Genomic DNA, 11,333 nt, shown 5'->3' on the forward strand with positions numbered 1-11,333 from the left:
TCACACCCCATCCAGCGCCAGCACGGCGAAGCTGGCCAGCCAATGCTCCCCCATATAGTCGCTTTCCAGATGCGGCAGGGCGTCGGCCAGGTGCGCGTCGGCCGCCGCCAGGGCCTGCGCGGCCGCAGGCTCGGCGGGGTCCAGCTGGGCGGCGATGGCGCGCCAGCACCAGGCGCGGCTGAGGTTCAGACCATCCAGGTGGGCGATGGTGCCATCGCTGCGGTCGCTGACGGTGGCGGGGGTGAACAGGGTTTCCGGCAAGCCCGACGCCACGCCCGGCAGCAGACGGGCGAACCAGGCGCGGAACTCCTCACGCGGCAGGACGGCGGCCATGCAGGCGGCGGAGGTCAGCACCGGCGACAGGAAGTCGGTGCCCGACGGCTCCCACACCTGGGCGTTGACATCGTCGCCATACCAGGCGCGGGCGGTGTGGGTGATCAGGCCGGCCAGGCCGTCGTCGCCCCGCCGGCGGGCATAGGCCATGGCCAAGGTCAGGGCGAAGGCCGTGTTGATGTGCAGGCCGGTGCGCACCGGGTATGTGGCCTTGGGCAGGTAGGCCTTGAGCCTGGCCACGATCTCCGCCGTCAGGGGCGCCAGCGCCGTGGCCCAGGCGGTGCCCACCGCCCCCATGCCGGTGCGGCGCAGCTCCGCCACCAGCAACAGGTACCAGGCCCAGCCGTAGGGCCGTTCAAAGGTTTCGGTGTTGGGCCGCTGGAAATAGGCCAGCTCCCCGGCGACCTTGTCGGCCGTGTAGCTGTCGGCGAACAACGCCCGGATGCGGTCGGCCACCGGGCTGTCAGGATAAAGCCGCAGGATGCGGGCCAGCAGCCAGTGGCCGTGGACGCAGGAGTGCCAGTCCAGGCTGCCGAAGAAGATGGGATGCATGGCGCGCGGGGTGCGCGCATCCTCCGGCCCATTCAGGAAATGGGTGATGACGTTGGGGTATTCGCGGGTGACGTGGCCCAGCGCGATCTCGGCGAACTGGACGGCGTGGGCCTCGCCAAGGCCCGGGAAAGCGCTTTCGGTCATTTGGGAAACCCCAGGAATTGGATCAGCAGGGTGTTGGCCGCCAGGACCAGCAGGGCGGTGGGAATCTGCGCCCGGATGACGGCGTTGCGGTCCGGCAGCTCCAGCAGGGCGGCCGGCACGATGTTGAAATTGGCCGCCATGGGCGTCATCAGCGTGCCGCAGAAGCCCGACAGCATGCCGATGGCGGAGATGACGGCCGGGTCGCCGCCGAAGCGGCCCACCAGCAGCGGCAGGGCGATGCCCGAGGTCATGACCGGGAAGGCCGCGAAGGCGTTGCCCATCAGGATGGTCAGCAGCGCCATGCCCCCGGTGTAGGCGCACACCAGGGGGAAGCGGTGGTCCAGGGTCAGGTACTGGCCCACCAGCAAGGCCACGGCGTCGCCCACCTTGGCCAGCGCGAAGATGCCGCCCAGCGCCGCCAGCACCTGCGGCAGAATGGCGGCCCAGCCCACCAGTTCCACCAGGCGCCGCGCGTCGCGCAGCGGCATGCCCGGCCGCTGCCGGGTGAGGACCACGGTGGCCACCACCCCGGCGACGATGCCCAGCGCCAGCCAGATCAGCGTGCCCTGCCTGGGATCCACCAGCGGCTGGCCGTTCCAGGTGAGGTTCGGCCCCCAGATGGTGCCCAGCAGCGCCACCAACGGCGGCAGGAACAGCAGGGGGAACAGCCAATAGCCCCAGCGACGGGCCTGTTCCTGCCGCGCCTCCAGGGGCGCGCAGGCCTCCGTCCCCCGGCCCATCAGGCCGAAGCCGCCCAGTGCCGCCAGGGCCAGCAGCAGGACGCCGTTGCCCAGGTCGCCAAGATAATCGCCGGCCAGGAAGCTGAGCGCCAGCAGGGCCCAGAACAGGCCGGCGCCCAGGCGCCGGGGGTTGCCGACGTCACGGGCCGCGCGCCAGGCGATGGCGGCGAACATCAGGCCGGCCAGGTCATAGGCGACGCCGATACCGATCATGGCGTCCCCGCCTTCAGGCGACGGTCGAGCAGCAGCAGGCGGCCGCCATGCACCACCACCGCCACGATGGCGGTGGGGATGGCCCAGACGGACACATCCAGCGGGCTGACCTCGATGCCGTTGGCGGCCAGGTAGCCCTTGATCAGGATGACGGAACCGATGGCGACGAAAATGTCCTCGCTGAAGAACAGGGCGATGTTCTCGGCCGCCGCCGCGTGGGCGCGGACCAGGGCGCGTTCCGGCGGCGCCAGGGCGCGGCCCAGATTTTCCGCCGCCACCGCCTCGCCCATGGGGGCCAGCACGGGGCGCACCATCTGGGCGTGGCCGCTGAGATCCTTGGCCCCCAGGGCCGCCAGCACCTGGCGGAGAACGAAGAACACCAGGTAGGTGCGGCCCACCGTGGCGGCCTTCAGCCCACCGATCAGGCGCTGGGCCTGCACCTGGATGCCCAGCCGCTCCAGCAGGCCGATCAGCGGCAGGAACAGGTAGACCAGGCAGATGTAGCGGTTGGCGTTGAACAGCCGGCCGAAGGCGGCCGTGATCTCCACCACGCCCATGCCGGCGGCCAGGCCCGTGCCATAGGCAGCCGCCACCGCCACCAGCAGCGGGTTCAGACGGACGGCGAAGCCGGCGGCGACGATGGCGATGCCGACCAGGCTGAGCATCAGGCGTCGCCCTCGCCCAGGGGGCCATATCCCCCGCCGCCGGGCGTCTTCACCAGGATGGCGTCGCCCGGGTTCATGGCCACGGTGTCGGTGGCGGCCAGCACCTGGACCGTGCCGTCGGCGCGGTGCACCTCCGTCACGCCGGGCGCGCCGGGATCGCCACCCCGCAGGCCGAAGGGCGGCACGCGGCGCCGGTTGGACAGGATGGCGGCGGTCATGGGGGCGCGGAAGCGGATCAGCCGTTCCACCCCGTCCCCGCCCCGGTGGCGCCCGGCCCCGCCGGAGCCACGGCGGATGCCGAAGCGCTCCACCAACACGGGGTAGCGCACCTCCATCACCTCGGGATCGGTCAGGCGGCTGTTGGTCATGTGCGTCTGCACGGCACTGGTGCCGTCGAAGTACGCCCCCGCGCCGGAACCGCCGCAGATGGTCTCGTAATACTGGCGGGCGTCGTCGCCGAAGGTGAAGTTGTTCATGGTGCCCTGGGCGCCGGCCATGACACCCAGGGCGCCGTAAAGCGCGTCCACCACCACCTGGCTGGTCTCCACATTCCCGGCCACCACCGCCGCCGGATAGGCGGGGTTCAACAGGCAACCGGCCGGCACCTTCAGCGCGATGGGCTTCAGGCACCCCTCGTTCATCGGAATCTCGTCATCCACCAGGGTGCGGAAGACGTAGAGCACGGCGGCGCGGCAGACCGACAGCGGCGCGTTGAAGTTGGTTTCCAGCTGGGCGCTGGTGCCGGTGAAGTCCACCAGGGCCTGGCGGGCGTCGCGGTCCACGGTCACGGCCACCTGCACGACGGCGCCGTTGTCCATCTCATACCGGAAGGTGCCATCCTTCAGCACGTCGATGACGCGGCGCACCGCCTCCTCGGCGTTGTCCTGCATGTGGGCCATGTAGGCCTCGACCACGTCGCGGCCGAACTGCGCCACCATGGCGGCCATCTCCTCCGCCCCCTTGGCGCAGGCGGCCACCTGGGCGCGCAGGTCGCCGATGTTCTGGTCGGGGTTGCGCGCCGGGTAACGCCCGCCGGCCAGCAGGGCCCGCGTCTCCTCCTCCAGGAACCGTCCGCCCTCCACCAGCAGGAAGTTGTCGATCAGCACGCCCTCGTCTTCCACGGTGCGGCTGTTGGGCGGCATGGAACCGGGGGTGATGCCACCAATGTCCCCCTGGTGGCCACGCGCGGCGACGAAGACCAGCAGGCTGCCGTCGGCATCGAACACCGGCATGACCACGGTGACGTCCGGCAGGTGGGTGCCACCATTATAGGGCGCGTTCAGCATGTAGACGTCGCCGGGCCGCATGCCCCGGCCGTCCTGGGACCGCGCCTCGACGATGGCGCGCACGCTGTCGCCCATGGAGCCCAGGTGCACCGGCATGTGGGGCGCATTGGCGATCAGCCCGCCCTTGCGGTCGAACAGGGCGCAGGAGAAGTCCAGCCGTTCCTTGATGTTGACCGAATAGGCGGTGTTCTGCAGGGCGTAGCCCATCTGCTCCGCCACCGCCATGAACAGGTTGTTGAACACCTCCAGCATCACCGGGTCCACGGTGGTGCCAATGGCGGTGCGGGGCGTCAGGGCCACCACCCGTTCCAGGATCAGGTTGGCATGGCCGTCCACCCGGGCGCGCCAGCCGGGCTCGATCACCGTGGTGGCGGTGGCCTCGCGGATCAGGGCGGGGCCATCCACCTCATGCCCCGGCGCCAGGTGGGCGCGGTCGTAGACGGGCGTGTCGGCGGCCCGGCCCGCCATATGGGTTTCCACCCGCGCCAGGGGCGCCAGGTCGCCGCCGGGGGCCGCATCGGCGATGACGCCACGGCCCCGGCCAGGGTGGCCGATGGCTTCAGCGGCCAGGGCCTCCACCACCACGGTCTTGCCCGGTGCCGTGAAGCCGAAACGGCGCTGATGCGCCCCGGCGAAAGCGTCCGCCAACGCCCGGGCATCGCCGAACGGCACGGTCAGGCTGGTGTCGGTGCCGGCGTATTTCAGGCGGGCGGTCAGCTCGACCCCCACATCCGCCAGGAGCACCTCCTGCGCCGCCAGCGCCGCCTTGGCTTCAGCCGCCAGGGCCTGGGCCGGGGTGGCAAGGTCCAGGCCGGGCGACAGCGGCTGTTCCACGGTGCCGTCGCGGATGACGCGCAGGTCGGCCAGGCCCATGCCATAGGCCGACAGCACGCCGGCGAAGGGGTGGATCATCACCCGTTTCATGCCCAGCGCGTCGGCCACCAGGCAGGCATGCTGGCCACCCGCCCCGCCGAAGCAGGCCAGCGTGTAGCGCGCCACGTCATAGCCGCGCTGGACGGAGATTTCCTTGATGGCCTTGGCCATCTTCTCCACCGCGATGGTGATGAAGCCCTCGGCCAGCTGGCGCGGCGACCGCTCCTCCCCCGTCGCGGCCTTGACCTCGGCGGCCAGCGTCTGGAAGCGCGCCTCGACGGCGGCCAGGTCCAGGGGCTGGTCACCGTTGGGGCCGAAGACATGGGGGAAGAAGGCCGGCTGGATCTTGCCCAGCATCAGGTTGCAGTCAGTGACCGCCAAGGGCCCGCCCCGGCGATAGCAGACGGGGCCAGGCACGGCGCCGGCCGATTCCGGGCCGACGCGGAAGCGGGACCCGTCGAAGGAGCAGACGCTGCCGCCGCCGGCCGCGACGGTGTGGATGTTCATCATGGGGGCGCACAGGCGCACGCCGGCCACCATGGTCTCATACGTGCGCTCGTAGGTGCCGGCGTAGTGCGACACGTCGGTGGAGGTGCCACCCATGTCGAAGCCGATGACCCGGTCGAACCCGGCCTCCACCGCCGTGCTGACCATGCCGACGATGCCGCCGGCCGGGCCGGACAGCACGGCGTCGCGCCCCTGGAACACCCGCGCGTCCACCAGCCCGCCGTTGGACTGCATGAACAACAGGCGGGCATCCCCGTCATTGTCCCTCAGCGCCCCGGACACCTGGTCGACATAGCGGCGCAGCACCGGCGACAGATAGGCGTCCACCACCGTGGTGTCGCCCCGGCGCACCAGCTTGATCAGGCGGCTGGTCTCATGGCTGACCGACACCTGGGTGTAGCCGATGTCGCGCGCGATGGCGGCCACCCGCCGCTCATGGTCATCGAAGCGGTAGCCGTGCATCAGCACGATGGCGACCGCGCGGAAGCCGGCGTCGAAGGCGGCTTGAAGGTCGTGGCGGGCCGCGTCCTCATCCAGGGGCGTCAGCACGGCGCCATCCGCGTCCACGCGTTCCGCCACCTCCACCACCCGGGTGTAGAGGGCGTCGGCCAGGCGGATGTGGCGGTCGAACAGGCGGGGCCGCGCCTGATAGCCGATGCGCAACGCGTCGGCATGGCCCCGGGTGATGGCCAGCACCAGCGGTTCGCCCTTGCGCTCCAGCAGCGCGTTGGTGGCGACGGTGGTGCCGATCTTCACGGCGTCGATGCGCGCGGGGAAACCGGCGTGGTCGGCCAGCAGGGCGTGGATGCCGGCCACGGCGGCATCGGCATACTGTTCCGGGTTTTCCGACAGCAGCTTGGCGGTCAGCAGCCGCCCATCCGGCCGGCGGGCCACCACGTCGGTGAAGGTGCCGCCGCGATCAACCCAGAACTCCCAGCCGGATCCATCGGTTTCCGGATGCACTGCCGCCATGTCCCGTCTTTCTTGAGAACGCCGCTGCCTGACGGGCCATACCCTACCCTTAGCACCTGTTCCGGACCAAGGTGGGATCGTTAGTGAAAATGACCGAAAGACCCCGCCCGTCGTTCCGAATGTTCTGTGAACGGCGGCGGGAACGGAATTCCCTGCTCCACGCTGGGGCTCACTTCGCCCGCTGCGCCTTCTTGAACACGCTGGGCGTGCCCACGTACAGCAGCACCGCCTCCTGGTCCGTGCGGTTTTCCACCGTGTGCTTCATGCGGGCGTCGAAGTGCATGCTGTCGCCAGCCTTCAGCGTGGTGCGGGTGTTGCCGGCGGTGGCGTACAGTTCCCCCGACAGGACGTAGCGGAAGTGCTCGCCATTGCGGGTGTCCACCGGGAAGACGTGGCCCGGCGGGATTCTCATCAGAATGATGTCCAGCTTCCGGTCATCCAGGTCGGACGCGAGGTCGATGTACTGGACGGGGCTGTCCACCTCGATCACGTTGGGCTTGGCCGCGCGGTGGACGATGGTGCCGGTGTTGGGCACCTGCATGAAGAAGGAGATGTCGACCTCCAGCGCCTCCGCCAGGGCCAGCAGCGACACCAGCGACGGAACGCTGAGGTTGCGCTCGGCCTGGCTGATGAATGGCGCCGACAGGCCGGAGCGGTCGGCCAGCTGCTGCAGCGTCAGGCCCATGTCCTTGCGACGCTTGCGGATTTGCTCCCCAATGGGCATTGACGGCTTCTTCGCCCGGGTACTCAAAATCTGCATAGGGAAACCTCGACCTTCCTCTATGGACGGACCCAGGCCCCCCTGGCCGCCCCCAACCCCTCCTGATACGCTTAGGCCCCATCCCGGAACCATCACCTGGTCCCGGCCCTGTTTTTTACCCATCCGTGACCCTGGGCGGACCGCCCACCGCTCAAAAATTTTGAGCCAAAATTTTTGGCCCTCAAGAATTTAGCGTTGCCACCATAGGATAATTTTGTTCCCTGTCCAGTACCGGAACCCGGTACCTGCATTGCGCATAAGTCCTTCATTCGGGACATTTTATTACAGAGCCCCCCGGCCCGCGCGGGGCCGGGGGGCACCGTTCCATCAGCTACGCGGGGCCAGCAGATCGTCCAGCCGCGCCGGCGCGCCCTCCACCCGCTCCAGGTGCGGGTAGCGCAGGCCGTCGTGATAGTCGATACGCAGGGTGCGGTAGCGGTCGCCGTTCTTCACGATCAACTCCACCGCCGGGCCCTGGCCCTTGGCCGCCGTCACCGCCGCCTTCATACGCTCAGCGTCGTAGGCGACCTCGTTGACCGCCACCACCGTGGTGCCCACGGTCAGGCCCGCCTTGAAGGCCGGGCCGTTCCACTGCACGGTCGTCAGCACTCCGCCCTTGTCCAACGCCAGGCCCAGGGAATAGGTCAGGTTCAGGGAACCCGGCGCCTCATTGGCGCGGCTGGCCTCGGACAGGGGCTGATCGGTATAGACCAGCTTGTAGCCGCCGCGGGTCAGGCCATCCAGCGGGGCGGACTGGTGGGTGTCCAGGCGCGTGCGCAGGAAGGTGGCCCAGTCGTAGGGCTCCACCTGGTTCAGCGTCTTGACCACATCGTCAAAGGTGTAGGTCGCCGGCACGTAGCTGCCGTCGTTGATGCCGAAGAAGGCCTTGGCGAAATCATCCAGCGAGCGCTTGCCGCCCGACCGCTCGCGGATCAGGCTGTCGGCATCCAGCCACACCAGCTGGCCCTCGATGTAATAGTCCTCGGCCCGCTGCCAGCTGACCCAAGGTGCTGGGCGGCGCATGGCGACGATGGGGCCGTTGGTGGTGTCTTCCAGGTCGCGCCAGGCGCGGCCGACGCGGTTTTCCAAGGTGGCGGCCACGCCGGCCAGATTGTCCAGGGCCTGCTGCTTGGTGGTCAGGCCGGACCGCGCGGCCAGCACCCAGCCCCAGAACTGCGTCTGGCCCTCGTACACCCACAGGCCGCTGTCACGCATGGGCACGTTGAAGTTGGGCGTCCACAGGTCCGCCGGGCGGCGGTACTTGCCGTTCCAGGAATGGGTGTATTCGTGGGACAGCAGCTCATGCCCCGCCGACTTGTTCCAGTCGGTGAAGTAGTTGGGCGTGGTGCCGTTCTCGCTGGAACGGTGATGCTCCAGACCGATGTGGCCCAGCTTGTCGCTGAGGGCCAGCAACATCTCATAATGGTCGTAATGGCGGGCGCCGAACAGCTTGTCCGCCTGGACCACCAGGGCACGGTGGAAGGCGATCTGGTCGGGCGTGGCCTCCAGCAGTTCCGGCCGGTCGGCGACGATGTTCAGGTGCATGGGCGAGCGTCCGCCCGGATCCAGGTCCAGCCGGCGGAAGTAGCGGCCGGCGAACATGGGGCTGTCCACCAGGGTTTCGAACGGCACCGGCTTGAAGGTGGTGACACCGTCCTTGCCCGCCTCCTTCGCCACGTCCAAGGCCGTGCCGAAGCCCCAGCCATCGGGCAGCTTCACGCTGGCCTCCACCGGAATGCGCCGGGTGAAATAGCCGGCGGGGTACAGGGCGACGGCGTTCCACTGCACGTTCGCCATGTCCGGCGTCATGACGACGCGGCCCTGGTTGTCCGCCGTGGGGGAGACGAACTGGAATTCCAGCTCCAGCGCCGTGGCGCCCTTGGGCACATCGACATGAAAGCCGTAGACCTCCACCGGGTCGCGCTGCCATTCCACCCGCTGGCCATCGGCGGCACCGCCCTTGGCGTGGATGATCAGGCCGGCCAGCTTGTCGATGGCGCCGGTGGGGGAGTGGTTGCCGGGCAGCCACTTGGGATACAGCAGGGTCAGCGGCCCGGCGCCCTTCACCGGCACCGTCTCCTTCACCCAGAAAATCCGCCGCTCGGTATCCGTGGCGTCGACCTGCAGCCGCAGGGTACCGGGATAGGCCACGTCCTGCGGCTCGGGGATGGGGGCCGCGGCGGGATAGGGCTGCGGCGGAACCTCATCGGCGCCCGCCGACAGCGGGGCCACCAGGGCGGTACCGGCCGCCAGCACGGCGGCCAGGGACAGGACGGCAGACTTCACAGACTTGAACCCCATTGTTGGCCCGCCCCGCGCGGGCGTGTTGACGCAAACATGTCGATAGGGGCTAATTTTAGCTTAGCCCTTCAATTCATTGTGTAAAAATCTTGCATTGTTTCTTTAATAATTTGAACGGCGAAATTTTTGATATCGTGCCGCTCTTGGCGCCGCCAGCGCGATCATCGGGCCTTCGCCTGGGGTCCGGTCAGTCCAGGATGCCGTCCAGGCTGACCACCCGGTCCGCGTGGTCCTTGCTGGCCAGGACGATGGGCGTCTCATCCCGCACCCGCTGCTCGAACGTCTCGCGGACCGCGGCATCCGACCAGCCCCGCCGCCGGTATTCGGCGGTGAAACGGGCCTGGCGCCCCCCTTCCTCCGTGCCGACATACAGGCGGTGGGCGGCCCGGTCCCGCCACTCCGCCTGGGTCAGCGCCGGCACGCCCTCGACGATCAGGATGTCGTCCGGGCCCAGCGCCACCGCCCCCACGCCCGGATGGCTGGTCTGGGTGACGGGATCATAGCGCGGCGGGGTGACCGGCGTGCCCCGGACCAGCAGCGCATCCAGGGCCGCCCTCGCAGCCGCGAGATCATAACGGCCCAGCACGCCCGGCTGCCGCCGGTCGCGCGACTTGGCCCAGCTGTCCAGGCCGATCACCACGGCGCGCCGGCCCCGCTGGCCCAGGCGCAGGGACAGGCACTGCGCCAGCAGGCTTTTGCCCGACCGCGCCAGGCCGCCGATCAGGACCGTCTCGCCGGCCTGGATGCCGGCGGCCAGGGAATCGAGATGGGCCGCCAGCCGGGGCCAGACATCCAGGATGAAACGGACACCGTCCGCCATGTCGTCCACCACCACATGGGGCTGGGCCGGGCACTTGCCGTCACGGCCACCGTGGCCGTCGCGCACCAGGATTCCGCCCATGCCGGCGGCCCGGGCCAGCCCCATGTCGGTGGAACTGTCGCCAATCATCCAGGACCGGGGCAGGTCGATATTCAGATCCCGGGCGGCGGCCCGGGCCATGCCCGGCCCGGGCTTGCGGCAATCGCATTCGACCAGCAGCGCCGGCACTCCGCCGGCCAGGGTGGGATCGGGATGGTGGGGGCAGAAGTACAGGCGGTCGACATAGGCGTGCCCGGCCCCCAGCCGTGTCTCCAGCCGGGCATGGATGGCGTCCAGCGTCTCCAGCGTGACCAGACCCCGGGCCACGGCCGCCTGGTTGGTGACGACCGGGGTGCGGTAACCGGCCCGGTTCAGCCGCGCCAGGGCCTGGACCGCGCCGGGAATCACCTCCAGCGCGTCCGGCGTCCTGATGTGGCTGCGCTCCACGTTCAGCACGCCGTCCCGGTCCAGGAAGACGGCCGGCAGCGGATGGCGCAGGCTGAGCCGCGCGGCATGGCCGCTGGCCACATCCGCCTGGGCGCGGGCCAAATCCCCGGGCGTGGCGATGGCGCGGACATATTCCGGACTCTGATAGGCTTGGACCGGCCGGCCCGCCGCCAGCAGGCGGTCGACCAGGGGCCAGCCCCAAGCCTCCGTTCCCAGCGAACCGGACTCCAGCACACCCGGTTCCAGTACAAGGGGGCCCCGCCAGGCGAGGTTGTGGGCGTCCTGACCGGCGGGCCTGGGTGCCGGCAGCCGGCCCCGCACCCGTCCGCCACTATCCACCCGTACCAGATCGACCTCGGCCGGCCGCTCGACCGGTTGGACCAGCAGGGTAGCGGCGGCACCGTGGCGGCGGTGGTGGTCCAGCAGGCGGTCCAGGTCCACATCCAGAACCAGGTCCCCGGAGATGACCGCGACCGCCTGGTCCGGCGGTACGTCCGCCGTCCGCGCGACGCGCACGCGCAGGCCCCAGCGGGCGCCATCGCCGCAATACGCGGCCAGCGCCTCGGCATCGGCACCGGTCAGCACCAGCACCTCACGCAGGGCGGAACCGGGCGATCATGTCCAGTTGCCGGCCCAGCAGGGGCGTCCCGGCGATATCCGTCAGGGGCAGGCCATCCGCAT

7 protein-coding genes are annotated in these 11,333 nt (G+C 69.8%); all 7 read right to left on the reverse strand.

All coding sequences use genetic code 11. The annotated features are described in order from the left end of the window. Complete coding sequence (locus tag I55_RS19730) at positions 1-1,029, reverse strand: DUF2891 domain-containing protein (RefSeq protein WP_044562285.1); 1,029 nt, start codon at positions 1,027-1,029, stop codon at positions 1-3. Further along, positions 1,026-1,982, reverse strand: coding sequence for a DUF979 domain-containing protein (locus I55_RS19735; protein WP_044562286.1), 957 nt, complete (start codon positions 1,980-1,982; stop codon positions 1,026-1,028). The genes I55_RS19730 and I55_RS19735 overlap by 4 nt, the downstream gene beginning before the upstream one ends. Further along, positions 1,979-2,647 (reverse strand): DUF969 domain-containing protein, encoded by a 669-nt coding sequence (locus I55_RS19740; protein ID WP_044562287.1) that lies wholly within the window; start codon positions 2,645-2,647, stop codon positions 1,979-1,981. Before I55_RS19740 ends, I55_RS19735 begins: the two co-directional genes overlap by 4 nt. Further along, positions 2,647-6,285, reverse strand: a complete 3,639-nt coding sequence (locus tag I55_RS19745; RefSeq protein WP_044562288.1) for a hydantoinase B/oxoprolinase family protein — start codon at positions 6,283-6,285, stop codon at positions 2,647-2,649. The genes I55_RS19740 and I55_RS19745 overlap by 1 nt, the downstream gene beginning before the upstream one ends. A 169-nt stretch (positions 6,286-6,454) precedes the next feature. Further along, positions 6,455-7,009 (reverse strand): helix-turn-helix domain-containing protein, encoded by a 555-nt coding sequence (locus I55_RS19750; RefSeq protein WP_252181218.1) that lies wholly within the window; start codon positions 7,007-7,009, stop codon positions 6,455-6,457. 363 nt (positions 7,010-7,372) lie between these two features. Further along, positions 7,373-9,331 carry a M61 family metallopeptidase gene (locus I55_RS19755; RefSeq protein WP_049974304.1) on the reverse strand — a complete coding sequence of 653 codons (1,959 nt, stop codon included), beginning with the start codon at positions 9,329-9,331 and terminating at the stop codon, positions 7,373-7,375. 202 nt (positions 9,332-9,533) lie between these two features. After that, the gene (locus I55_RS33275) at positions 9,534-11,237 is read right to left on the reverse strand and encodes an HAD-IIIA family hydrolase (protein ID WP_148293850.1); all 1,704 of its coding nucleotides are present in this window, start codon (positions 11,235-11,237) and stop codon (positions 9,534-9,536) included. Positions 11,238-11,333 lie beyond the last annotated feature (96 nt).

The organism is Azospirillum sp. B4 (genome assembly GCF_000333275.1).
GTDB lineage: Bacteria > Pseudomonadota > Alphaproteobacteria > Azospirillales > Azospirillaceae > Nitrospirillum.